Raw genomic sequence first — 25,390 nt, 5'->3', positions numbered from 1 at the left:
GCGATGACGACATTTCATTCGCTTACCGTGGCGAAAGTGGAGCCGGAAACCCGCGATGCGGTGACCATCACCTTTGCCATTCCCGACGCGCTGCGAAACGCATACGCCTTCCGTCCGGGCCAGCATCTGACATTAAAAGCCCGCCTTGGCGGGGAAGAGCTGCGTCGCTGCTACTCCATTTGCCGCAGCCGCACGCCGGGGGAAATCAGCGTGGCGGTCAAGGCCATCGACGGCGGACGCTTCTCACGCTATGCCCAGAACGACATTCAACAAGGGATGGCGTTGGAGGTGATGGTGCCGCAGGGCCACTTTGGCTACCAGCCGCAGGCCGGGCGCAGCGCGGACTACCTGGCGATTGCCGCTGGCTCAGGTATTACGCCGATGATGGCGATTATCGACGCCACCCTCGCCACCGAACTCGACAGCCGTTTCACCCTGATTTACGGCAACCGCAGCAGCCACAGCATGATGTTCCGCCAGGCGCTGGCCGACCTGAAAGACCGCTATCCGCAACGCCTGCAGGTGGTGCATCTGTTCAGCCAGGAGGCGATGGACAGCGATCTGCTGCAGGGGCGCATCAATGGCGACAAGCTACGCGCGCTGGCCGCCCGTCTGCTGGATTTCAGCCGCTTTGAGCGCGCCTTTGTCTGCGGGCCGGCGGCGATGATGGATGAAGCGGAGATGACCCTGCGCGAACTGGGCATACCGGAGAAAGCGATTCATCTGGAGCGCTTTAATACCCCGGGCAGCAGCGTCAAGCGGGCCACCGGCGTCCAGGCGGAGGGGCGCACGGTCACAATCCGTCAGGACGGCCGCGACAGAACCATCGCCCTCAGCGCAGAGGATGACAGCATCCTTGACGCCGCGCTACGCCAGGGGGCGGATCTGCCGTTTGCCTGCAAAGGCGGAGTCTGCGCTACCTGTAAATGCAAAGTCCTGCGCGGCGAGGTAGCGATGGCTGCTAACTACGGCCTCGAAGCCGACGAAGTGGCGGCAGGTTACGTGCTGAGCTGCCAGTCGCTGCCCACCAGCGGCGATGTGATCGTCGATTTCGACGCGCGGGGGATGGCATGAGCGAACTGTTAATTGCTCGCCACGCGCGCGTCCTCCAGCTGACGCTTAATCGCCCGCAGGCGCGCAACGCGCTGAATAACGCGCTGCTGACGCAAATTGCCGACGTGCTCGACGCGGCGGCGCTGGACCCGACGGTCGGCGTCTGCGTCATTAGCGGTAATCAACGCTTTTTTGCCGCAGGGGCTGACCTGAACGAAATGGTGGAAAAAGATCTGCCTGCCACCCTCGATGATATTCGACCGCGGCTGTGGGCGCGTATCGACGCCTTCAACAAACCGCTGATCGCCTCGGTAAACGGCTATGCCCTCGGCGCCGGATGCGAACTGGCGCTGCTCTGCGACCTGATAGTCGCCGGCGATAACGCCCGTTTTGGCCTGCCGGAAATTACCCTCGGTATTATGCCGGGCGCGGGCGGGACCCAGCGCCTGATCCGCAGCGTCGGTAAAGCGCTGGCCAGCCGGATGATATTGAGCGGCGAAAGCATCGATGCCAGGCAGGCGCTGCGGGCGGGGCTGGTAAGCGAGGTTTATCCGCCAGCGCTCACCGATGAATATGCACTCGGTTTGGCAGCAACCGTGGCCCGCCACTCGCCGCTGGCGCTGCACGCGGCTAAACAGGCCTTACGGTTGTCGCAGGAGGTCAGCCTACAGGCCGGGATTCAGCAGGAACGCCAGTTATTTACTTTGCTGAGCGCGACTGAAGACCGTCGCGAAGGCATCGACGCCTTTCTCCATAAACGTACTGCGGAATTTAAAGGACGCTAATCGTGGAAGCTTTCATTCTCAGCGAAACAGAACAGGGCGTGATGACGATTACCCTTAATCGCCCGGACCGACTGAACAGTTTTAACGACCTGATGCACCAGCAGCTGGCGGCGTGCCTGAAACAGGCCGAACGCGACGACAGCATACGCTGCCTGCTGGTGACCGGTGCGGGGCGCGGTTTTTGCGCCGGGCAGGATTTAAATGACCGTAACGTCGACCCCAGCGGGCCGGCGCCGGATCTCGGGCTCTCGGTTGAGCGTTTCTATAACCCGCTGGTGCGCCGTCTGGCGGCGCTGCCGAAGCCGGTAATTTGTGCGGTGAACGGGGTCGCGGCGGGTGCGGGAGCTACGCTGGCGCTGGGCTGCGATATCGTGCTGGCGGCGCGTTCGGCGAAATTCGTGATGGCGTTCAGCAAGCTTGGTCTGGTGCCGGACTGCGGCGGCAGCTGGTTTCTGCCGCGCGTGGCGGGACGGGCGAGGGCGATGGGGCTGGCGCTGCTGGGCGATAGCCTGAGCGCAGAGCAGGCCGCACAGTGGGGGATGATCTGGCAGGTGGTGGACGATGCCGAGCTGAAAGACACCGGCCTGGCGCTGGCCCGTCATCTGGCCGCCCAGCCAACTTATGGCCTCGGTCTGATTAAGAAGGCGCTTCAGCTTGCGGAAACCCAGACTCTGGATCAGCAGCTCGATCTTGAACGCGATTATCAGCGCCTGGCCGGACGCAGCGCCGACTATCGCGAAGGCGTCAGCGCCTTCCTCGCGAAGCGTCCACCTCAATTCAGCGGGAAATAGCCGATGAGCAAAACGTTACCTACCGTTGCGGTAATAGGCAGCGGCACCATGGGCGCCGGCATTGCCGAGGTGGCCGCCGCCGCCGGGCATCCGGTACTGATTTTCGACATCGATCCTGAGGCGGTGGTTCGCGCCATCGACGGTATTGGTCAACGTCTGACCTCCCGCGTCAGCCGCGGCAAGCTGGCGGCTGGCCAGGCTGAGGCGCTGCTGACGCGTCTGTCTCCGGCTGAGGATCTGAGCGCTTTAGCCCGCACGGAGCTGGTTATTGAAGCTGCCTCCGAGCGCCTGGACGTGAAAAAAGCGCTGTTCAAACAGCTGGCTGAAATCTGCTCCCCGTCAACGCTGCTAGTCAGCAACACGTCGTCGATATCGATCACCGCTATCGCCGCTGGAGTCGCGCACCCGGAGCGGGTTGCCGGGCTGCACTTCTTTAACCCGGCCCCGGTGATGAAGCTGGTCGAAGTGGTCAGCGGCCTGGCGACCTCGGCGGAAGTCGTTGAACAGCTCTGCCAGCGGGTCTGCGCCTGGGGAAAACAGCCGGTTCGCTGCCGTTCGACGCCCGGTTTTATCGTCAACCGCGTGGCGCGTCCTTTTTATGCCGAAGCGTGGCGAGCGCTGGAGGAGCAGGTTGCCGCGCCGGAGGTGATTGACGCCGCTCTGCGCGACGGCGGCGGTTTTCCCATGGGGCCGCTGGCGTTGACCGACCTGATAGGCCAGGACGTTAACTTTGCGGTGACCTGTTCGGTGTTTAACGCCTTCTGGCAGGACCGCCGCTATCTGCCATCGCTGCTGCAGCAGGAGCTGGTTCTGGCCGGACGGCTGGGCAAAAAGAGCGGGCAGGGGGTCTACTGCTGGCCTGGCGAAGTGCAGCCTGAGCTGGCGCTGGCCGCCGTATCAGCAGAACGCGCAGCAAAGCGCATTAAAAGTGACGTTGTCACCGAGCTGGACGAGGTGCTGCTGCTGGAAACGACCGGTGAAACCGCCCTGGCATTAAGCATCCAGCACGGCCGTCCGGTGGTGGTCTACGACCATAGCGCGGGCGAAACGGTGGTGCTGGCCAGCGCGGAAACGACCTCACAGGCGGCGACCGACAAAGCCATTTTCTATTTTCAGCAGCAGGGCAAAAAGGTGCTGCAGATCGCCGACTATCCCGGGCTGCTGGTGTGGCGCACGGTGGCGATGCTGGTTAACGAAGCGCTGGATGCGCTGCAAAAAGGCGTTGCCGGCGCCGAGGATATCGATACCGCCATGCGCCTGGGCGTTAACTACCCGCGCGGTCCGCTGGCGTGGGGGGCATCACTTGGCTGGGGCCGGATACTGCGGCTGTTGGAGAACCTACAACAGCACTACGGCGAGGAGCGCTATCGGCCCTGTTCCCTGCTGCGTCAGAAGGCGCTGATGGAGAAACATCATGAGCAATGAAGCCTGGCGTAACGCCCGCGCGATGTATGAGAACGATAACTGCGCGCAAGCGCTGGGGATCAAGATTATCGAGATGGATGACGGCTACGCGCAGATGTCCATGGCGGTTACCGCGAACATGCTCAACGGCCATCATACCTGCCACGGCGGGCAGCTGTTTTCGCTCGCCGATACCGCCTTCGCTTACGCCTGCAACAGCCAGGGGCTGGCGGCGGTCGCGTCGGCGGCGAGCATCGATTTTCTGCGCCCGGCCTTTGTCGGTGAGCTGCTGACCGCGACGGCGAGAGTCAAGCATCAGGGCAAGCTGACCGGGGTCTATGACATTGAAATTGTCAATCAACAGCAAAAAGTTGTTGCCTTGTTTCGCGGTAAATCGCACCGCATCGGCGGCACAATCACAGGAGAAGTCTGATGCGCGACGCTTATATTTGTGACGGGATCCGCACGCCGATTGGCCGCTACGGCGGGGCGCTGGCCAGCGTGCGCGCCGATGACCTGGCCGCCATCCCGCTGCGCGAGCTACTGAGCCGTAACCCTAAGTTCGACCCGGCATCGATTGATGATGTGATTCTCGGCTGCGCCAACCAGGCCGGTGAAGACAACCGCAACGTGGCCCATATGGCGACGCTATTGGCGGGCTATCCCTACAGCGTACCCGGTACCACCATTAACCGCCTGTGCGGCTCCGGTCTGGACGCCATCGGCTTCGCGGCCCGCGCCATCAAAGCCGGAGAGGCGGATCTGATGATCGCCGGCGGCGTTGAGTCCATGTCGCGAGCGCCGTTCGTGATGGGGAAGGCCAGCGCCCCGTATCAGCGCCAGGCCGAGCTGTTTGATACCACCATCGGCTGGCGTTTTGTGAACCCGCTCATGCAGCGGCGATTTGGCACTGACAGCATGCCGGAAACGGCGGAGAATGTAGCTGAATTGTTAAATATCAGCCGCGCAGATCAGGACGCTTTCGCTTTCCGCAGCCAGCAGCGGACGGCTCAGGCTCAGCGCGACGGTATTCTGGCCCAGGAGATCGTGCCGGTCGACATTATCGGCCGGAAAGGGGCGGTAAACGTCGTGCGTGACGACGAGCATCCGCGAGCGGACACCACCATTGAACAGCTTTCGCGGCTAAAAACGCCGTTCCGCCAGGGCGGCGTAGTGACTGCGGGAAATGCCTCCGGCGTCAACGACGGCGCCGCGGCGTTGATTATCGCAAGCTCGCAGCAGGCCATCATCCAGGGGCTGACGCCCCGGGCGCGCATTGTGGCCATGGCGACGGCGGGCGTCGAGCCGAAATTTATGGGGCTGGGGCCGGTTCCGGCGGTACGTAAAGTGCTTGAATGCGCCGGGCTGAACATTAACGACATGGACTTGATTGAGCTGAATGAAGCCTTTGCCGCTCAGGCATTGGGCGTGCTCAGACAGCTGGGGCTGGCGGACGATGCCCCCCATGTTAACCCCAACGGCGGCGCCATCGCCTTAGGCCATCCGTTGGGAATGAGCGGCGCCCGGCTGGCATTAAGCGCCAGTCTGGAGCTACAGCGCCGCAGCGGGCGCTATGCGCTGTGTACGATGTGTATTGGCGTGGGTCAGGGCATTGCCATGATCCTTGAGCGAGTGTGAGCGAATCTACCTGCGAGTACCCTACAAAATGACAACGATAACTCAATTAGACCCGATTGAAACCGCATCGCGCGACGAGCTACAGGCCCTGCAAACCCAGCGTCTGAAGTGGACCCTTAAGCATGCGTATGAGAACGTGCCGATGTATCGCCGTAAATTTGATGCGGCGGGCGTTCATCCTGACGATTTTCACGAACTGAGCGATCTGAGTAAGTTTCCCTGTACCACCAAACAGGATCTGCGCGACAACTATCCGTTTGATACTTTTGCGGTGCCGATGGAGCAGGTGGTGCGCATCCATGCGTCTTCGGGCACCACCGGCAAGCCGACGGTGGTGGGCTATACGCAAAACGATATTGATAACTGGGCCAATATTGTCGCACGCTCCCTGCGCGCGGCGGGCGGGACGGCGAAAGACAAAATTCATGTTGCCTATGGCTACGGGCTGTTTACCGGCGGTCTCGGCGCTCACTACGGCGCGGAGCGTTTAGGCGCGACGGTCATTCCCATGTCCGGCGGGCAGACCGAAAAACAAGCTCAGCTAATCCGCGATTTTCAGCCGGATATGATCATGGTCACTCCGTCCTATTGTCTGAACCTGATTGAAGAGCTGGAACGCCAGATGGGCGGCGACGCCAGCGGCTGCTCCCTGCGGGTGGGCGTGTTCGGCGCGGAGCCGTGGACCCATGCGATGCGGGCGGAAATCGAGCGCCGACTGGGTATTTCGGCGCTGGATATCTACGGTCTGTCGGAGGTGATGGGGCCGGGGGTGGCGATGGAGTGTCTGGAGACCGCCGACGGTCCGACGATCTGGGAAGACCATTTCTACCCTGAAGTGGTGAATCCGGACAACGGTACGCCGCTGACGGACGGCGAACACGGCGAGCTGCTGTTCACTACCCTGACCAAAGAAGCGCTGCCGGTGATCCGCTATCGCACCCGCGACCTGACGCGTCTGCTGCCGGGCACCGCCCGTACCATGCGTCGGATGGATCGCATTAGCGGACGCAGCGACGATATGCTGATTATTCGCGGCGTAAACGTCTTCCCGTCGCAGCTGGAAGAGGAGATCCTCAAGTTCGAACATCTGGCGCCGCACTATCAGCTGGAAGTTAATCGCCGGGGCCATCTTGATTCACTTTCGGTGCGCGTGGAGCTAAAAGAGAGCGGTCTGGCGCTGAACCACGAGCAGCGCTGTCAGATTTGCCATCAGTTGCGTCATCGGATCAAGTCGATGGTGGGGATCTCGACCGATATCAGCATCGTCAACTGCGGTAGCATCCCGCGTTCCGAGGGCAAGGCCTGTCGCGTATTCGACCTGCGCAAGGTTGCCGCTAACGGATAACGTTTTCTCCCGGAGGCGGCGCATTGCGCCTGTCCGGGCTACACGACGACACAACTCCCTGGCCCGGACAGGGGAAGCCCGGGTAAGGCGTTTACGCCGCGACCCGGGGAGTGTGCCGGGATTGATGTATCAGCTCGTCCTCTTCCCGGCTTGCGCTGTGCTTAGCCGGGCTACGAGTTTATCGCCGTCTGCGGGCCGGTAGCCCGGACGGGTGCGCCAGCACCGCCTCCGGGACTTCCTGTGCTATGATTCAAAAAGGACAAAAATAACAACAGAATGAATCAGATGAGTAAACTCGATACCTTTATTCAACAGGCCACGGAAACGATGCCCATCAGTGGAACCTCGCTTATTGCTTCTTTATACGGCGACGCCTTGCTCCAACGCGGTGGGGAGGTCTGGCTCGGCAGCGTAGCGGCGCTGCTGGAAGGGCTGGGCTTCGGCGAACGATTCGTGCGTACTGCACTGTTCCGCCTGAATAAAGAAGAGTGGCTAGACGTGGTGCGTATTGGCCGCCGAAGCTTCTACCGTCTCAGCGACAAAGGCCTGCGCTTGACTCGCCGCGCCGAACATAAAATCTATCGCGCCAGCGCCCCGGAATGGGACGGCACCTGGCTACTGCTACTGTCGGAAGGGCTTGAGAAGAGCACGCTGGCGGAGGTCAAAAAACAGCTGCTATGGCAGGGATTTGGCGCGCTGGCGCCGAGCCTGCTGGCTTCACCGTCGCAAAAGCTGGCGGATGTGCAATCTCTGCTGCACGAAGCGGGCGTGGCGGAAAATGTCATCTGCTTCGAAGCCCACTCCCCGCTGGCGCTCTCCCGGGCGGCGCTGCGCGCCCGCGTTGAAGAGTGCTGGCATCTCACCGAACAGAACGCGATGTATGAGACGTTTATCAAGTTGTTTCGTCCTCTGCTGCCGCTGCTTCGCGACTGCGAGCCCGCAGAACTGACGCCCGAACGCTGCTTTCACATTCAACTACTGCTGATTCACTTCTACCGCCGGGTGGTGCTTAAGGATCCGCTACTGCCCGAAGAACTGCTCCCTGCACACTGGGCCGGGCAAACCGCGCGCCAGCTGTGCATCAATATTTATCAACGCGTTACGCCCGGCGCGCTGGCGTTTGTCGGCGAGAAGGGCGAAAGCTCGGTGGGGGAACTTCCCGCGCCGGGGCCGCTCTATTTCCAGCGTTTCGGCGGATTGTCGGGCGTATAAGGAGGCACCATGCCCATTTATCAGATTGACGGTATGACGCCGGTTGTACCGGACGAGAGCTATGTTCATCCCACCGCCGTGCTGATTGGCGACGTGATCCTCGGCAAAGGCGTCTTCATCGGCCCTAACGCCAGCCTGCGCGGCGACTTTGGCCGCATTGTGGTGAAGGATGGCGCTAACATCCAGGACAATTGCGTGATGCACGGTTTTCCCGGCCAGGATACGGTCGTGGAGGAGGAGGGACATATCGGCCACGGCGCGATTCTGCACGGCTGTACCATCGGCCGCAACGCGCTGGTGGGCATGAGCGCGGTGATTATTGACGGTGCCAGGATTGGGGAAAATAGCATTGTCGGCGCCTCGGCATTTGTGAAAGCCAATGCTGAAATGCCCGCCAACCATCTGATTGTCGGCAGTCCGGCCAAAGCCATCCGCGCGTTAAGCGAACAGGAGCTGGCCTGGAAAAAGCAGGGAACGCGGGAGTATCAGATGCTGGTGGAGCGCTGCAAGCAGACGCTGCATCAGGTGGAACCGCTAAAAGAAGCCGAGCCGGACAGAAAGCGGCTGATCTTTGACGAGAATTTACGGCCAAAGTCATCGTCCTGAGGGGAAAACATGGCAGAAAAATTATCCGCTCAATGCCACTGCGGCGCGGTGGCGTTTACCGTTGAACTCAGCGATGGCTTCAACACCGCTCGACGCTGCAACTGTTCATTTTGCCGGATGCGGGGAGCGGTTACGGTCTCCGCGCCGCTTTCAGGAATCGATATCTTACGCGGGTGGGAGAAGCTCACGGAGTATCGCTTTAACACCGGTGAAGCCGTGCACTTTTTCTGCTCGGTATGCGGGATTTACACTTTCCATCAGCGGCGTTCAAATCCGCAGCAGTACGGGGTGAATGTGGCGTGCATTGCAGGCGTGTCGCCCTTCGATTTTCCCTGCTTAGAGGTCAACGATGGCGTGAATCATCCGAAAGATGGCGGCGGGGGCGTGGTGGGGTATTTGCGCTACGAGAAAAAGTGAAACTCTCCTCCCGCCGGGAAGCAGGAGGAGGCACATCTTATGCGGCAACGACGCTGTCGATAGCGGCTTTCGCATCAGACTGCGCTTTCGCGGCGACTTCCGGGCCGTAAGCGATGCCTTCAGCAAAGACGAAGTTCACGTCGGTGATGCCGATAAAACCGAGGAAGGTGGAGAGGTAAGGGGTCACCAGATCGGTCGGGGTATCTTTATGGATACCGCCGCGGCTGGTGACGACCACCGCACGTTTTCCTTTTACCAGACCTTCTGGCCCTTTCTCGGTGTAGCGGAAGGTGACGCCAGCGCGAGCCACCAGGTCGAAGTAATTTTTCAGCTGAGTCGGAATGTTGAAGTTATACATCGGCGCCGCAATAACAATCACATCGTTCGCCTGCAGTTCAGCGATCAGTTCGTCGGACAGCGCCAGCGCTTCCTGCTGACGCGGCGTCAGCGGCGCATCGCTCGGACGCAGGGCGCCAACCAGCTCACCGTCCAGTACCGGGATCGGATTTGCAGCCAGGTCGCGCACGGTAATAACGTCTTGCGCGTGTTTTTCACGCCATTGTTCAACAAAATAGTCGGACAGCTGACCAGATTGCGAGTACCCTGCCAGAATACTGGATTTGAGAACTAATACTTTGCTCATGGGTGTTTCCTTTTTTAATGTGATTGACGGGCCTGTGCCCTGGTGCTTGATGACACTGTATTCACAATCATGTCACAGAGAAAGCGCAATAAATCGAACTCTGTATTCAGTTTTTTTGAACAAGGCACGAAATGCGCGGATGTGGTACTCTAGCGCAATATTTCATAAGAGATTTTTCCCGGCAGTGCACTGCCTGATAACGCTATGACAGAACAACAAAAATTCACCTTCTCACAGCTCTTTACGCAGCTGGATGGCCTGATGCTGCGCGATAAGTCGCGCTTTGCCCGTCGCCTGCACGGCGTGAAGAAGGTTAAAAATCCTGATGCCCAACAGGCCATTCTGCAGGAGATGGCGCAAGAAATTGAACAGGCAGCAGGGAGAGTCCTGCTGCGCGAAGCCGCGCGGCCAGCGATTTCCTATCCGGATAACCTGCCGGTTAGCCAGAAAAAACAAGCGATCCTCGAAGCCGTGCGCGATCACCAGGTGGTGATTGTGGCGGGGGAAACCGGGTCGGGGAAAACCACCCAGTTGCCGAAAATTTGCATGGAGCTGGGACGCGGCGTTAAAGGCTTAATCGGCCATACCCAGCCGCGTCGTCTGGCCGCACGTACCGTTGCCAACCGTATTGCCGAGGAGCTGCAAACGGAACCAGGCGGCTGCATCGGTTACAAAGTTCGCTTCAGCGATCACGTCAGCGACAATACGATGGTTAAGCTGATGACCGACGGTATTCTGCTGGCGGAAATCCAGCAGGATCGGCTACTGATGCAGTACGACACCATCATCATCGATGAAGCGCACGAACGCAGCCTGAATATCGACTTCCTGCTCGGCTATTTGCGGGAACTGCTGCCGCGTCGCCCGGATCTGAAAATCATCATTACCTCAGCGACCATCGACCCGGAACGCTTCTCGCGCCACTTTAACAACGCGCCGATTATCGAAGTGTCCGGACGAACCTTCCCGGTTGAGGTGCGCTATCGGCCCATCGTTGAAGACGCCGATGACACCGAACGCGATCAGCTGCAGGCGATCTTTGACGCCGTTGACGAGCTGGGACGTGAAAGCGCTGGCGATATCCTCATTTTTATGAGCGGCGAGCGGGAAATTCGCGATACCGCCGATGCGCTTAACAAGCTGAATCTGCGCCACACCGAGGTGCTGCCGCTGTATGCGCGGCTCTCCAATAGCGAGCAGAACCGCGTGTTCCAGGCCCATAGCGGGCGGCGAATTGTGCTGGCGACCAACGTCGCGGAAACCTCGCTGACCGTACCGGGCATTAAGTACGTTATCGACCCCGGTACCGCGCGCATCAGCCGCTACAGCTTCCGGACCAAAGTGCAGCGTCTGCCGATTGAGCCGGTTTCTCAGGCGTCGGCCAACCAGCGTAAAGGCCGCTGCGGCCGCGTATCTGACGGGATCTGCATTCGTCTTTATTCAGAAGACGACTTCCTGTCGCGCCCGGAATTTACCGATCCGGAGATTCTGCGCACCAACCTGGCGTCGGTTATCCTGCAAATGACCGCGCTCGGCCTCGGCGATATTGCCGCTTTCCCGTTCGTTGAAGCGCCGGATAAACGCAATATTCAGGACGGCGTGCGTCTGCTGGAAGAGCTGGGGGCGATTACCACTGACGAACAGCAGACCGCCTATAAGCTGACGCCGATGGGGCGCCAGCTCAGCCAGCTGCCGGTGGACCCGCGTCTGGCGCGAATGGTGCTGGAGGCGCAAAAACACGGCTGCGTGCGCGAGGCGATGATTATCACCTCGGCGCTCTCTATTCAGGACCCGCGCGAGCGGCCAATGGATAAGCAGCAGGCTTCCGATGAGAAGCATCGCCGCTTCCACGATAAAGAGTCCGACTTCATGGCGTTCGTCAACCTGTGGAACTACCTGGGCGAGCAGCAAAAAGCGCTCTCCTCGAACCAGTTTCGCCGCCAGTGCCGGGTCGATTTTCTCAACTACCTGCGCGTGCGCGAGTGGCAGGATATCTACACTCAGCTGCGTCAGGTTGTTAAAGAGCTCGGCCTGCCGGTGAATAGCGAACCGGCAGAGTATCGCGAAATTCACACCGCGCTGCTGACCGGTTTGCTGTCGCACATCGGTATGAAAGATACCGATAAGCAGGAATACACCGGCGCGCGCAATGCTCGCTTTTCTATCTTCCCCGGCTCCGGGCTGTTTAAAAAGCCGCCGAAATGGACGATGGTCGCCGAGCTGGTGGAAACCAGCCGCCTGTGGGGGCGTATCGCCGCACGCATAGAGCCGGAATGGGTCGAGCCGGTCGCTCAGCACTTGCTCAAACGTTCTTACAGCGAACCGCACTGGGAGCGCGCGCAGGGCGCGGTGATGGCGACGGAGAAGGTCACCGTTTACGGTCTGCCTATCGTCGCGGCCCGTAAGGTCAACTACAGCCAGATTGACCCGGCGCTGTGCCGCGAACTGTTTATCCGCCATGCGCTGGTGGAGGGCGACTGGCAGACCCGCCACGCCTTCTTCCGTGACAACCTGAAGCTGCGCAACGAGATTGAAGAGCTGGAGCATAAGTCGCGCCGCCGCGACATTCTTGTCGACGACGAAACGCTGTTTGAGTTCTACGACCAGCGCATCAGCCATGACGTCATCTCCGCTCGCCACTTCGATAAATGGTGGAAGCAGGCCAGTCGCGAGACGCCGGATTTGCTTAACTTTGAAAAAAGTATGCTGATTAAAGAAGGCGCGGAGCAGGTCAGTAAGCTGGACTATCCGAACTTCTGGCACCAGGGCAATCTGAAACTGCGTCTGACCTATCAGTTCGAGCCGGGCGCAGATGCCGACGGCGTGACGGTGCATATTCCGCTGCCGCTGCTCAACCAGGTGGAAGAGGCCGGGTTTGAGTGGCAGATCCCCGGTCTGCGCCGGGAGCTGATTATCGCCCTGATTAAATCGCTGCCGAAGCCGGTGCGCCGCAATTTTGTCCCGGCGCCAAACTACGCGGAAGCGTTTCTCGGCCGCGCGACGCCGCTGGAGCTGCCGCTGCTGGATTCCCTTGAGCGCGAACTGCGGCGGATGACCGGCGTGACTATTGACCGCGAGGCCTGGCAGTGGGATCAGGTGCCCGATCACCTGAAAATCACTTTCCGGGTGGTGGACGACAAAAATAAGAAGCTACAGGAAGGGCGCTCGCTGCAGGACCTGAAAGATGCCCTGAAAGGCAAGGTACAGGAGACGCTGTCCGCAGTCGCCGATGACGGTATAGAGCAGAGCGGGCTACATATCTGGAGCTTTGGCCGCCTGCCGGAGAGCTACGAGCAGAAGCGCGGCAACTATAAAGTTAAGGCCTGGCCGGCTCTGGTGGACGAACGCGACAGCGTGGCCATCAAGCTGTTTGATAATCAGCTCGAGCAGCAGCAGGAGATGTGGCGCGGCCTGCGCCGCCTGCTGCTGTTGAATATCCCATCGCCGATTAAATATCTGCATGAGAAGCTGCCGAATAAAGCCAAGCTGGGGCTCTATTTCAACCCCTACGGCAAGGTGCTGGATCTGATCGATGACTGTATCTCCTGCGGCGTCGATAAGCTGATCGATGAAGCGGGTGGCCCGGTTTGGAGCGAGGAGGGCTTTACCGCGCTGCATGAAAAAGTGCGCGCTGAGCTCAACGAGACGGTGGTGGAAATCGCCAAACAGGTTGAGCAGATCCTGACCGCGGTGTTCAACATCAATAAACGCCTGAAAGGTCGCGTCGATATGACCATGGCGCTGGGGCTGTCGGATATTAAATCGCAGATGAGTGGGCTGGTGTATCGCGGCTTCGTCACCGGCAACGGCTTCCGCCGCCTGGGCGATACGCTGCGCTATCTGCAGGCGATTGAAAAACGGCTGGAGAAAATGGCGATCGACCCGCACCGCGACCGCGTGCAGATGCTGAAGGTGGAGAGCGTGCAGCAGGCGTGGCAGCAGTGGCTGAATAAGCTACCGCCCAATCGTCGCCAGGATGAGGACGTGCAGGAGATTCGCTGGATGATTGAAGAGCTGCGCGTCAGCCTGTTCGCCCAGCAGCTCGGCACGCCTTATCCGATTTCCGACAAGCGGGTGCTGCAGGCAATGGAGCAGATTACGGCCTGAGCCGCTGCATTCCCCGGCGGCGCAGGCTGCCGGGGAAAGCTGTTGGCGTCAGGCGTTCACCCACGCGAGGGTGAACCCGTCCCAACCTTTGCTGCCCACGGTTTGCAGGGCCGTTACCGTCAGGCGCGGGTCGCTGCCCATCATCGCAATAAACTCCCTGACGCCCTGAACGCGGTCATCTGCGCTATGCGGATCGGTCACTTCGCCGTCGCGCACCACGTTATCGCCAATGATCAGCGTCCCCGGGCGAGAGTAGCGCAAAGCCCAGCGCAGATAGTTTGGGTTATTCGGCTTATCCGCATCGATAAAGATCAGATCAAACGGCGGATGGTCGCCCAGCTTCTCCAGCGTGGCCAGCGCCGGGCCTTCCCGCACCTCAACGAGCTTATCCACGCCCGCCATGCGCAGGTTCTCGCGCGCCACGGCGGCATGGTGCGCATCGGCCTCCAGGGTGACTAATTCGCCATCGGCAGGCAATTCCCGGGCCATCCAGATGGTGCTGTAGCCGCCGAGCGTGCCAATCTCGAGGATGCGTCTGGCGCCCGTCATGCGCACCAGCAGGGCCAGAAACTGCCCCTGATTGGCGGCAACATCGATGGCCGGAAGCCCGGCGCGCTGGTTATTTTCCAGAACCTGGTTGAGCAAGGGATCGTTGGGGATTAACGCTTCCACCAGATAATTATCTACTGCCGACCACTGTTGTTGCATGTCAGATTTCCCGTATTACATCCCTGATGAATCAGACCAGCCGCCTCCCAGCGACCGGTACAAATCGACTTGCGCCAGCAGCAGATTGTTTTTCACCTGCACCACGCTGAGCTGGGTGGAAAACAGCGTACGCTGGGCGTCCAGGACGTCAAGATAGGATGAGTAGCCGTTGCGATAACGGTTTTGGGCAAGGCGCAGCGTCTCCCGGGCTACGTCCTCCTGGGCCTGCAGCTCCGTCAGCTGCTCCCCGTAGCGGCCGATAGCATCAAGGCTGTCATTGACCTCCTTAAACGCGCCGCGCACCGTTTTTTCGTAGCTATACAACGCCTGATTGCGCTGGGCCATCGACACGTCTACCTGGGCATTCAGCGCCTGGCGGTTGAGCAGCGGCGCCAGGATGCTGCCACCAAGGCTCCATAAGCGTAGCGGATTATCCAGCAGGTCGGGCAGAGTGCGATCCTGCATGCTGCCGGTGGCGGTAAGGTTGATGGACGGCAGCAGCTGCGCCTGCGATGACGCCAGCGTGGCGTCGGCGGCCACCAGCTGACGCTGAGCCTGAACGATATCCGGGCGGCGATTGAGCAGGGTTGACGGCAGCTGGGACGGTAGCGACAGCGGCGTCAGCTGGGTGAAGGCGTTGCGCTTAACGGCGCCAGGATTAGCGCCGAGCAGCAGGCTGAGCGCGTTTTCCTGCTGGGCGATTTGGTGTCGCAGCGACGGAATTTGCGCCCGCGTCGAGCGCAGTTCGGAATCCGCCTGCATCAGTTCGAGGCGCGATGTATAGCCGGTCTCGAACTGACGTTTCGCCAGATTAAAGGCATCTTCCCGCGCTTTGAGCGTTTGTTGCGTTACCCGCAGCTGTTCGTCCAGCGAGAGCAGAGTGACGTAGCCTGTCGCCACCGAAGAGGCGACGGTCAGGTTCGCCGCCGCGGCGGCGGCTTTTTGCGCCGCCAGACTGGCCTCCGCCGCGCTGGCGGCGCTGCGGTTAGCGCCCCAGATATCAACATCGTAGCTGGCGGTTAGCGCGCCTTTATACACCGTACTGTGGATCGGCAGACCGGTGGCGGCCGACTGCGACCGCGCGCGGGTACCGGTCAGTCCGGCGTCTAGTGAAGGAAAGAGGCTGCTGTCGGCGGCGTAGACCCGCGCCTGGTACTCGTTGACCCGTTCGCGGGCAATCAGCACGTCGCTGTTGTAGCGTAGCGCCTGGTCGACGTATTGATTAAGCATACTGTCGTGAAAATTGCGCCACCACACGCCCTCGACCGGGCTGGCGGGGCCGATATCCGCGCGCCAGGCGGCGGGAATATGCAGCGTCGGCGCGGCCTGTGGGATATCAGCTGACTGGCAGCCAACCAGCGCAAGAATAACGGCGAGGGTGAGCGGACGAATCATCGCGTCTCCTCCCCGCGGGTGTCGATGGTGACCTGCACCGACATCCCCGGCCGCAGGCGCTGGCTGTTTTTCTGCCCCTCATCCACGGCGATGCGTACCGGAATGCGCTGGGCAATTTTGACGAAGTTGCCGGTGGCGTTGTCCGGCGAAATGGCGCTGAACTCAACCCCGGTGGCCGGGGAGATGCTCTGCACCGTACCGGTGAATTTCTCGCTGTTCAGCGCATCAACGGTAAAGGTTACCGGCTGCCCGACGCGGACCTCCGCCAGCTGCGTCTCTTTGAGGTTAGCGATCAGCCAGTGCTGCGGCGGTACCAGCGAGGTCAAATGCGTCCCGGCGGTCACGTAGGCGCCAAGACGCACTGATATTTGCCCCAGCTGACCATCGGCGGGGGCGATAATGCGGGTATTCTGGAGGTCGATCTGCGCCAGTTCCAGCGCGGCCCGCGCACTGGCGACGTCGGCCAGCAGCGAATCCCGATTAACAATTGTCGATTGCAGATCCTGGCGCGACATTTCCAGCGTCGCTTTGGCCTGCTCGATATCCGCAGTCCCCTGCGCCGCGCTGGCGCGGGCGGAATCGCGTTCGCGGATCGAGAGCGAACCGTCGGCGGTCAGCTCCTGAACGCGTTTTAAATCCGCCTGGGTTTTCAGACTTTGCGCGCGGGCGTTTTGCAGCGCCGCTTCGTTACGTACGATGACCGCCTCGGCGCTTTTGCGCTGCTGCAGATTGTTCTTGAGCGCCGCCTCTTTCATCGCCAGCGTGGCTTCCGCCTGATGTACGCGCTGTTTATAGATGCGATCGTCGATCTGAAACAGCACATCGCCGGCTTTCACCTGATTAAAATCCTGAACCTTGACCTCGGTAATATAGCCGTTGACCTGCGGGCTGATAAACGTGGTTTGCCCGCGAACGTAGGCGTTATCGGTAAACTGGCTTTGCCGGGTAAACGGCGGCAGCTGCCAGGCGTAAAGAATAACCAGAACGCCGACAATACCAATTGCCGCGGCGGTAAAAATAGAGACCACGCGAATATTATTACGGGTGTTGGCCTGTTGTTTGGCCGCATCCTGCTGACTCATAATGACTCCAGAGTAAAAATTTTATTTGCTTCCCGTCGCGCGCTTCAACGCAACGCGGGCGGTAATACGTAATCTTATTAAGCGCCAGAAAACCCACACCAGCGTGGCGGCTGAAATCGCCGCCGTCAGCAGATAGGTATCATTGTAAGCGAGAATATTGGCCTGCAGCGTGGCGGCGTTTTGTAGCAGCGTGGTGGCCTGAACGTTGAGCAGGGTGCTGTCGCCAATCTGGCTTTGATACATTTGGCTGTACTGCTGCAAACGTTCAGTAATCAGCGGATTGAGGGTGGTCAACTGGTCGGCGAGCTGGCTGGAGTGAAACTTCTCCCGCCATGTCTGAAAGGTGCCGAGAATGGCCGACCCCAGCAGACCGCCGATATTCTGACTCATGCCGAACAGTACCGAGAAGCTTACCAGATTGCGCTGGTCGGCAATCACGCCGCCAATCCCTGCCAGCATTGCCGGAGCAAGGAAAAAGGCGCTGCCGAAGCCCAGCAGGAACTGGCTGAACATTAGCTGTTCCGGGCGGGTCAGGATGGTCGACTGGCTGTCGAGCAGCGAGGCAACCATGATCAGCGCCAGCGCCGTAGCGGTGGGCCAGTAGAGACGCTGCGGGTTGAGCGTCAGACAGCTGGCGACGATGCCACAGATGATGCCGGCGAAAATCGACCACGCCAGATTGGTCATCTGTTCATTCTGCAGGCCGACGTACTGCAGCCAGCCGATGACCCCGGTATTTTGCTCCGCCAGCACGATGCGGATCAGCAGCATAATCAGCCCGAGGCGCAGAATGCTGCCGCTGGAGAGCCATTTAATATTGAGTAACGGGTTGCTGCGGTTATGTTCAAAGGCAATCGCGGAGACGATGAGCACCACCGCTCCCGCCAGCGCCCAGCCGATCCACGGCGCTTCAAACCACCAGTCCAGACGCCCCAGCGACAGCACCGCGGTCACCAGCGCCATTCCCGGCGCCAGCAGGAAGAAGGTGATAAAGTCTTTTTTCTCAAAAACTTTTTTACGATCGCTTGGGGGAAGCTTCAGGGCGATCACGCAGGCCAGCGATACCAGCGCCAGCCCCAGTTCAAAGAAGTACAGTCCGCGCCACTCGTCAATTTGCAGCAGTTCGGTGGAAAACAGGCGCGCCAGCGGGATCGCCAGCGATGAGCCGGTAATACCGATAGTCAACGCTTTTAGCCGATGGCGGGCGGGCCAGGCCTGCACCTGATAGTAAATGCCTAACGAGCTCAGCGCCGCAGCGACCATCCCGTGGGCGGCGCGTACCATCAGCGCGGAGCTAAGGTCGTTGACGAACAGGTGAAAGAAGGTCACCAGCACATAGAGGACGAGAAAGCCTTCGGTGAAGGCGCGCAGGCCATACTGCTGACGGAATTTTACCAGCAGCAGGTTGATAGAGACGTTCGTCATCACGTAGACCGCCGGAAGCCAGGCTATCTCGGTGGACCAGGCGGCAAAGGTTCCCTGCAACAGTTGCAGGTTAGCGGTGACCACCGCGTTGCCCAGCGCACCGGTCAGGCAGACCAGCAGTCCAACGATCCCGTAGGCAATGCGCCTGGGCGTGCTGTGAATCGGGGTGGAAGGCGAGCCGAGGATCGCCGGTTTTTCGTGCGGAGCCCAGTCGTGGGGCACATAGGGGTTATCTTTACGGCGAGGCATTATTTTTTCTCTACCTCGCGCAGCAGTTTCTCCAGCACGCGCTGAGTCTGCTGCTGTTCGTCGGGCGTGATAGCGGTGAGGATCTCCTCACGCAGTTCATCGGCTACCGTTTTTACCTGCTGATACACCTCAAGGCCTTTAGCGGTGGCGATCAGCAGCCGTTTACGTTTGTCGCGTTCGGTTTTCACCCGCTCAACCAGACCCAAATCCACCAGCCGATTAAGCAACGGGACGAGGGTCGCGCTTTCGACGCCCAGCTCCTGGGCCAGCTCGCTTTGCGATAGCGGCTGCGCGTTGCGCGCGATAGCGGAAACGGCGACCCAACTGGCCTGGCTCATGCCGAGGTCTTTGAGGCGACGGTTGACCGCCAGCCGCCAATGATGGGCGGTCAAATACAAAAGATGGGAGAAATTTAGCTGTCGGTTATCCATAGATCGGTCTGCAATATCGTTAGAGCTCTAATGATTTTATGTCTGGCAAAAACGAGAATTCAAGTCCGATTGATAAAAACAGGTTAACGGTATGTGCGTTTATTGTGGAAGAAGCTTTGGGAGGGGGGAAGGAGAGTTCTGGTCTCAGCCCGGCTTTAACCGGGCTGAGAAGGGGGATTATCCCGGATAAATACCGCGATCTTTACGCGCCATCAGAATTCGCTCACAGGCCACGATATAGGCGGCAGTACGTAAAGAGCACGCTTTTTCCACCGCTTTATCGTAAACGTGAACGATCGCATCGGTCATAATGCGGTCCATTTTGGCGTTGATCTCTTCTTCGCTCCAGAAGAAGCTGGCCATATCCTGCACCCATTCAAAGTAGCTCACGGTGACGCCGCCGGCATTACAAATGACGTCCGGCACCACCACGATGCCGCGTTCGGCCAGCACGTCGTCCGCTTCCGGATAGGTCGGGCCGTTGGCGCCTTCAAGCACCAGTTTGCAGCTGAGGGTTTCCGCGCGTTCGCGCGTAATCTGACCTTCCAGCGCCGCCGGGATCAGAATATCCATCGGCGTCGTCCAGAACGCTTCTTTGTCAATTTCGCGGGCGCCCGGGAAGCCGGCAATTTGCTTGTTCTCGGCCTGCCAGGCGGTCAGCGCGGCCATATCGATACCGCCTTCGTTATACAGCGTGGCGGTATGGTCCTGAATGACCACAATGCGCGCGCCGACGCCAGCGAACAGGCGGGCCGCTTCACTGCCTACGTTACCAAACCCTTGCAGCGCGACCTTCGCGCCTTCGATTTCGATACCGCTGCGGCGGGCCACTTCGCGACCAGTGACGAAGACGCCGCGTCCCGTGGCCTTTTCGCGGCCCAGCGAACCGCCGAGATGAATGGGTTTACCGGTGACCACGCCGGTGATAGTGGTGCCGTGGTTCATGGAATAGGTGTCCATCATCCAGGCCATCACTTTACCGTTGGTGCCGACGTCCGGCGCCGGAATATCTTTTTGCGGCCCGATAATAATGCCGATCTCGCTGGTGTAGCGACGGGTCAGACGTTCCAGTTCACCTTCTGATAAAGAGAACGGATCGACCCGGATACCGCCTTTGGCGCCGCCGTAGGGAATATTGACTGCCGCACACTTGATGGTCATCCAGGCTGAGAGGGCCATGACTTCATTCAGGTCCACATCCGGATGGTAACGCACACCGCCTTTACCCGGACCGCGTGAGAGGTTGTGCTGGACGCGGTAGCCTTCGAAGTGGCGAATGGTTCCGTCGTCCATTTGTACCGGGATATCAACGATCAGCGCGCGTTTCGGATGGCGCAGCGTTTCGATCCAGTAGGCCAGATCGCCGAGGTAAGGGGCGACGCGATCGATTTGACGCAGGTAGGTGGTCCATGGAGATGTACTACTTTCAGAAGCGTAAGATAACTTTTCCATAAGAGTCCTGTTTTGCAGTGATAATTATTTTGTTAACCGTGGAAAGATACAGCCATAAAATCTGTAACAAGAATGTTATCACCAATTTAATGGGACGGTATTTGGCAAAAATGCAGAATATGCTGCCGTTATCGGTGGGGTTGAAGTTTTTGTGAATAAAAAAACGCAAAACAGCGTCGACTACGGATGAATATGCATCTTTGTGCATTAAAGCCGTAGTTTTGACCCTTTATCCCTATTTATCAGAATCTTGACTTCCTTCAAAAAGTGAACAAAACGCTATATTTGTGTGTTGACTTTGTTGCATTGCAGTGAGCATCCTTCGGCTGCTGCCGGCAGGGTGAATGGGTTGCCGGCAGCGAATGGCTTTATAACATCTCGCTCCTGGTGGCGACAGCGCCGGGAGCCTGCTTTAAGCGGCTGGCGCAGAAAATCGCGATAAGTGAAATCACCACCGTTCCCGCCAGATACCATGCGACCGGTATCCAGTCCCCGTCATATTTTGCCAGCAGTCCGGTGGCGATCAGCGGAGCGGTACCCCCGGCGAGCGCGGCGCCAAGCTGGTAGCCAAGGGTGATGCCGGTGTAGCGAACGTTAGCGCTGAAGATCTCGGAGCAGAGCGTCCCCAATACCGCGGTAACCGGTGCCCACAGAATACCGAAGGCGATCACCGTGGCGAGCGCAATGCCCCACGTGCTGCGGGTATCCAACAGCAGAAACCACGGTACGATAAACAATCCAAGCAGCACCACGCTGAGCGTGTACATTTTCTGACGTCCGATTCTGTCTGAAAGCAGTCCCATCAGCGGGATCATAACCGTAGCAACCAGCGCACCGAGGGTGACGGCTTCAAGCGCCTGGGATTTTTGATAGCTCAGCGTGGTGGTGGCATAGCTGACCACGAAAGTCGAAAAAATATAGAATGGCGCGGTTTCCACTACTTTGAGGCCCGCAGCAATTAGCACTTCGCGCCAGTGATACTTGAGCGTATCGCGCAGCGGCGCCTTTGCTACCTGGCCTGACTGCTTCACCTGTTTAAATTCCGGCGTTTCATCAATATCTTTGCGGATCCACAGACCAATAAGAACCAGCACCGAGCTGAGCAGGAAAGGGATGCGCCAGCCCCAGGAGAGAAACTGCTCTTCGCTGAAAAGGGTCATTAGCGAGACGATAAAAGTAGCCATCAGCATGCCAATGGTCACGCCCGCCTGCGGAATGCTGCCGAAAAAACCTTTGCGCTTTTCCGGTGCGTATTCGTAGGCCAGCAATAGCGCACCGCCCCATTCGCCGCCGATGCCCATTCCCTGAACGATACGTAAGGTTATCAGCAGCGCTGGCGCCCATAAACCGATCATCTCATAGGTGGGAAGCAGACCGATGGCGACCGTTGCGCCGCCCATCAGGGAGAGCGTCAGGACCAGCGTTTTCTTACGCCCGATTCGGTCGCCAATATGTGCGAAGACCACCCCGCCAATCGGGCGAATGAAAAAGGTCAACGAGAACGAGAGCCAGGAGAGGATTAAACCGATGACCGGATCGACCATCGGAAAGAAAATCTTGTTGAATACCAGCGCCGCCGCCGTACCATAAAGGAAATAATCGAACCATTCAATGGCGCTGCCGGTGAGGCTGGCAATGAGCACCTTTTTGTTTTTCTTGAGAATTGATGTGGTGCTGCTCTCGTGCAAGGTCATCTTTTAGCTACTCCCCCAGAGTCATCACAACCCGGTGACACCTGCTGATTTGCAGGTGCAACCCGGCGAGCGATGAGGTTATTTAATTGTTAAGGAAGCTAGGTTTGTATGTTGCATTTGGCAAGTCTGGTCGCCGCGTCAGGGAGCCGTTTTTGCCATTTTTACCGGCGAATCACGCCGTTATTTAGCCGTTTATTTGAACTTATTCGCTAAAAATCGGGCGTATGGTGGTGAGTTATTGAGGTGCAACCGTTCTGTTTTTGGACGTTTCTTGTTATTTCAATCTTGTTACCGCTCAGGCTTTATTAACCCTTAAAGGCGGCTCCGGTTTATCATGGTATCCACAATCCCGTGAAGGGTGACATTGGCGCAAAGGAGAGAACATGTCGGAGCATTTTCCATCGCTGCCGGAGGCGACGCTAGCCGCGGCGAACCAGCTGGGGGCCTGGCTGGCGCAGCATGATTTGCCGCAGCAGCCATCAATCGATGTCGTGGTGCTGGCGGGCAATGCGGTGATCCCAACCATTGATTTCGCCTGCCAGCTGGCGGCGCATCACGCCGTTCCGCTACTGATCAGCGGTGGTATCGGGCATTCCACTTCGTTTTTATACCACGCGGTGTTGAACGATCCGCGCTATTGCACCATCCCGGTAGCCGATCGCGCCGAGGCGCACATTCTGGCCGATATTGCCCACCGGTTCTGGGCTATTCCTCGCGAATACATTGTCGTGGAAGACCGCTCTACCAACTGTGGAGAAAATGCGCGTTTTACCCGGCAAATGCTGGAACAGAGAGGTATTACGCACCGAACGGGCGTGGTGATCCAGGACCCGACTATGCAGCGGCGAACGATGGCGACCTTTGCCCGCGTCTGGCAAGACGCAGCGCATGCGCCGATGTGGTACAGCGCGCCGGGGTGTTCGCCGGTGTTGTGCAATGGCGATAACGGCGTCACCTTTAGCGGCGATAGCAGCGGCCTGTGGCCGGTGGAACGCTATCTGGCGCTGATCCTCGGCGAGCCGCCTCGGCTGGCGGACAATCCGCAGGGTTATGGCCCGTTGGGTAAGGGATTTATCGCTCATGTGGATATTCCGCCGCAGATTATTGAAGCGTGGCAGACGCTGCGCAAGGACCGTCTGCTGTCCGATACATTGAGCGCACGCCAGCTGGCTTAGCTATTAGCCTTAACGCTGTCAGTCAGCCGTTGTCTTTGGCAAGCGCAGGGATGGTCCGGACGTATCCGCCGCATTGCCCGTTTGCGTTGGCGATATCGCAAACGGGCAGGTAGTGTTACTGAATTGTGGTTTTTTCAGCGCCGGCTTGGTCTGTTTTTATGAAATATCTCACAAAAACAAACGTCCGGCCTGTCTCTTTGCCCTTTGGACGATAATTTTTAACATCTATTTCACCTGTTAAAAACAATAATCCTGAGGAGCAGACCATGACAGCACCCGTTCAACACCCTATGTATATTGACGGTCAGTTTGAAGCCGGCCGCGGTGATGCATGGATTGAGGTGATCAATCCGGCCACGGAAGCGCTCATATCGCGTATTCCTGACGGCAGCGCGGAAGATGCGCAGCGCGCGATTCTCGCTGCTGAGCGCGCTCAGCCGGGCTGGGAAGCCTTACCTGCGATCGAGCGAGCGGGGTGGCTGCGTAAAATCGCTGCCGGTATCCGCGAACGGGCCGACGAGATCGCCGCGCTGATTGTCGCCGAAGGCGGGAAGATCCAGCAGCTGGCGGCGGTAGAGGTCTCCTTTACCGCGGATTACCTGGATTATATGGCCGAATGGGCGCGTCGTTATGAGGGCGAAATTGTGCAAAGCGACCGCCCGGGAGAAAACATTCTGGTATTCAAGCGCGCGCTGGGCGTGACCACAGGCATCCTGCCGTGGAATTTCCCGTTCTTCCTGATTGCCCGCAAGCTGGCGCCAGCGCTGATTACCGGCAATACCATCGTAATTAAACCGAGTGAGTTTACGCCGAATAACGCCATCGCTTTTGCGCAAATCGTTCATGATATCGGCCTGCCGAAAGGGGTTTTTAATCTGGTGCTGGGCCGCGGCGAAACCGTGGGTCAGGAGCTAGCCGGCAATCCAAAGGTCGCGATGGTCAGCATGACCGGCAGCGTCACCGCAGGGGAGAAGATCATGGCCGCGGCGGCGAAAAACATCACCAAAGTATGCCTGGAGCTGGGCGGGAAAGCGCCGGCTATCGTGATGGATGATGCGGATCTTGAGCTGGCGGTAAAAGCGGTGGTCGATTCTCGCGTGATTAATAGCGGGCAAGTGTGTAACTGCGTTGAGCGCGTGTATGTGCAAAAAGGGCTATACGATCGCTTCGTTAACCGTTTGGGCGAAGCGCTGAAAGCGGTGCAGTTTGGCGATCCGGCAGCGCGCGACGATATTGCCATGGGGCCGTTGATCAATGCCGCAGCGCTGGAGCGGGTTGAGCAGAAGGTAGCGAAAGCGGTGGCTCAGGGCGCCCGTATCGCTCTGGGTGGGAAAGCGGTGGAGGGTAAAGGCTATTTCTATCCGCCGACGCTGCTGCTGGACGTGCGCCAGGAGATGGATATCGTTCATGAAGAGACGTTCGGTCCGGTACTGCCGGTCGTGGCGTTTGATACCCTGGAAGAGGCGCTGGCGATGGCCAACGACAGCGATTACGGGCTGACGTCGTCAATCTATACCCGCGATTTGAACGTCGCGATGAAGGCGATTAAGGGGCTGAAGTTTGGTGAAACCTATATTAACCGCGAGAACTTCGAGGCGATGCAGGGTTTCCATGCCGGATGGCGTAAATCAGGGATTGGCGGCGCCGACGGGCGTCACGGCCTGAATGAGTATCTGCAAACTCAGGTGGTCTATCTGCAGGCCTGATTTAGCAGAGGAGCGGCGCGTTTCCCGGAGGCGATGCTGCGCATCTGTCCGGGCTACAGGTTACCAGCCGTC

The 25,390-nt window shown here is 59.0% G+C and carries 21 protein-coding genes; 13 read left to right on the top strand and 8 right to left on the bottom strand.

All coding sequences use genetic code 11. The annotated features are described in order from the left end of the window. Positions 1–3 precede the first annotated feature (3 nt). The 10 genes from paaE (at position 4) to IAE27_RS18525 (ending at position 9,251) form a co-directional block, all read left to right on the top strand. Positions 4–1,074 carry a 1,2-phenylacetyl-CoA epoxidase subunit PaaE gene (gene paaE / locus IAE27_RS18570; protein ID WP_070557545.1) on the top strand — a complete coding sequence of 357 codons (1,071 nt, stop codon included), beginning with the start codon at positions 4–6 and terminating at the stop codon, positions 1,072–1,074. Continuing rightward, positions 1,071–1,838 (top strand): 2,3-dehydroadipyl-CoA hydratase PaaF, encoded by a 768-nt coding sequence (gene paaF / locus IAE27_RS18565; protein WP_154022508.1) that lies wholly within the window; start codon positions 1,071–1,073, stop codon positions 1,836–1,838. Before paaE ends, paaF begins: the two co-directional genes overlap by 4 nt. 2 nt (positions 1,839–1,840) lie before the next feature. Beyond that, positions 1,841–2,629 (top strand): 2-(1,2-epoxy-1,2-dihydrophenyl)acetyl-CoA isomerase PaaG, encoded by a 789-nt coding sequence (gene paaG, locus IAE27_RS18560; RefSeq protein WP_004101686.1) that lies wholly within the window; start codon positions 1,841–1,843, stop codon positions 2,627–2,629. A 3-nt stretch (positions 2,630–2,632) separates the two neighbouring features. After that, positions 2,633–4,054, top strand: a complete 1,422-nt coding sequence (locus IAE27_RS18555; RefSeq protein ID WP_154022507.1) for a 3-hydroxyacyl-CoA dehydrogenase — start codon at positions 2,633–2,635, stop codon at positions 4,052–4,054. Next, positions 4,044–4,466: a hydroxyphenylacetyl-CoA thioesterase PaaI gene (gene paaI, locus IAE27_RS18550; RefSeq protein WP_004101689.1), complete on the top strand. Its 423-nt coding sequence runs from the start codon at positions 4,044–4,046 to the stop codon at positions 4,464–4,466. Before IAE27_RS18555 ends, paaI begins: the two co-directional genes overlap by 11 nt. Next, a complete protein-coding gene (gene pcaF, locus IAE27_RS18545; RefSeq protein WP_004112686.1) occupies positions 4,466–5,671 on the top strand; it encodes a 3-oxoadipyl-CoA thiolase in 1,206 nt (401 codons plus the stop codon). The genes paaI and pcaF overlap by 1 nt, the downstream gene beginning before the upstream one ends. Before the next feature lie 28 nt (positions 5,672–5,699). Then, on the top strand, positions 5,700–7,016 hold the full coding sequence (gene paaK, locus IAE27_RS18540) for a phenylacetate--CoA ligase PaaK (protein ID WP_004101693.1): 1,317 nt from the start codon (positions 5,700–5,702) through the stop codon (positions 7,014–7,016). A 285-nt stretch (positions 7,017–7,301) separates the two neighbouring features. Beyond that, positions 7,302–8,228 carry a phenylacetic acid degradation operon negative regulatory protein PaaX gene (paaX, locus tag IAE27_RS18535; RefSeq protein ID WP_162556130.1) on the top strand — a complete coding sequence of 309 codons (927 nt, stop codon included), beginning with the start codon at positions 7,302–7,304 and terminating at the stop codon, positions 8,226–8,228. A 9-nt stretch (positions 8,229–8,237) separates the two neighbouring features. Next, positions 8,238–8,834 (top strand): phenylacetic acid degradation protein PaaY, encoded by a 597-nt coding sequence (gene paaY / locus IAE27_RS18530; protein ID WP_115239507.1) that lies wholly within the window; start codon positions 8,238–8,240, stop codon positions 8,832–8,834. A 9-nt stretch (positions 8,835–8,843) separates the two neighbouring features. Further along, positions 8,844–9,251, top strand: a complete 408-nt coding sequence (locus IAE27_RS18525) for a GFA family protein (RefSeq protein WP_115239508.1) — start codon at positions 8,844–8,846, stop codon at positions 9,249–9,251. Positions 9,252–9,288: 37 nt separating this feature from the next. Here the strand turns inward: IAE27_RS18525 and azoR are convergent, their stop codons facing one another. Next, complete coding sequence (azoR, locus tag IAE27_RS18520) at positions 9,289–9,894, bottom strand: FMN-dependent NADH-azoreductase (RefSeq protein WP_004101701.1); 606 nt, start codon at positions 9,892–9,894, stop codon at positions 9,289–9,291. Positions 9,895–10,098: 204 nt separating this feature from the next. Here azoR and hrpA point away from each other — a divergent pair, with 204 nt between their 5' ends. After that, positions 10,099–14,001, top strand: coding sequence for an ATP-dependent RNA helicase HrpA (hrpA, locus tag IAE27_RS18515; protein ID WP_064396117.1), 3,903 nt, complete (start codon positions 10,099–10,101; stop codon positions 13,999–14,001). 48 nt (positions 14,002–14,049) lie between these two features. Here the strand turns inward: hrpA and IAE27_RS18510 are convergent, their stop codons facing one another. The 7 genes from IAE27_RS18510 to IAE27_RS18480 all read right to left on the bottom strand — a co-directional run bounded on the left by IAE27_RS18510 (position 14,050) and on the right by IAE27_RS18480 (position 22,437). Beyond that, positions 14,050–14,709 carry an O-methyltransferase gene (locus tag IAE27_RS18510; protein ID WP_004101705.1) on the bottom strand — a complete coding sequence of 220 codons (660 nt, stop codon included), beginning with the start codon at positions 14,707–14,709 and terminating at the stop codon, positions 14,050–14,052. 15 nt (positions 14,710–14,724) lie between these two features. Continuing rightward, positions 14,725–16,104 carry an efflux transporter outer membrane subunit gene (locus IAE27_RS18505; RefSeq protein WP_154022506.1) on the bottom strand — a complete coding sequence of 460 codons (1,380 nt, stop codon included), beginning with the start codon at positions 16,102–16,104 and terminating at the stop codon, positions 14,725–14,727. Beyond that, positions 16,101–17,186, bottom strand: a complete 1,086-nt coding sequence (locus IAE27_RS18500) for an HlyD family secretion protein (protein ID WP_004101709.1) — start codon at positions 17,184–17,186, stop codon at positions 16,101–16,103. Before IAE27_RS18500 ends, IAE27_RS18505 begins: the two co-directional genes overlap by 4 nt. Before the next feature lie 21 nt (positions 17,187–17,207). After that, on the bottom strand, positions 17,208–18,860 hold the full coding sequence (locus IAE27_RS18495) for an MFS transporter (protein ID WP_024274105.1): 1,653 nt from the start codon (positions 18,858–18,860) through the stop codon (positions 17,208–17,210). Further along, positions 18,860–19,291, bottom strand: a complete 432-nt coding sequence (locus IAE27_RS18490) for a MarR family winged helix-turn-helix transcriptional regulator (RefSeq protein WP_004101713.1) — start codon at positions 19,289–19,291, stop codon at positions 18,860–18,862. Before IAE27_RS18490 ends, IAE27_RS18495 begins: the two co-directional genes overlap by 1 nt. A 177-nt stretch (positions 19,292–19,468) precedes the next feature. Beyond that, a complete protein-coding gene (locus IAE27_RS18485; protein WP_004112700.1) occupies positions 19,469–20,743 on the bottom strand; it encodes a Glu/Leu/Phe/Val family dehydrogenase in 1,275 nt (424 codons plus the stop codon). Between the two features lie 368 nt (positions 20,744–21,111). Continuing rightward, positions 21,112–22,437 (bottom strand): MFS transporter, encoded by a 1,326-nt coding sequence (locus IAE27_RS18480; protein ID WP_004101717.1) that lies wholly within the window; start codon positions 22,435–22,437, stop codon positions 21,112–21,114. 383 nt (positions 22,438–22,820) lie between these two features. Here IAE27_RS18480 and IAE27_RS18475 point away from each other — a divergent pair, with 383 nt between their 5' ends. Beyond that, positions 22,821–23,612: a YdcF family protein gene (locus tag IAE27_RS18475; RefSeq protein WP_016807873.1), complete on the top strand. Its 792-nt coding sequence runs from the start codon at positions 22,821–22,823 to the stop codon at positions 23,610–23,612. A 266-nt stretch (positions 23,613–23,878) separates the two neighbouring features. Beyond that, on the top strand, positions 23,879–25,318 hold the full coding sequence (gene aldA / locus IAE27_RS18470; protein ID WP_004101721.1) for an aldehyde dehydrogenase: 1,440 nt from the start codon (positions 23,879–23,881) through the stop codon (positions 25,316–25,318). Positions 25,319–25,390 lie beyond the last annotated feature (72 nt).

The organism is Klebsiella sp. S69, from assembly GCF_016516145.1.
GTDB lineage: Bacteria > Pseudomonadota > Gammaproteobacteria > Enterobacterales > Enterobacteriaceae > Klebsiella > Klebsiella oxytoca.
This window is presented reverse-complemented; position numbering and strand designations above follow the sequence as displayed.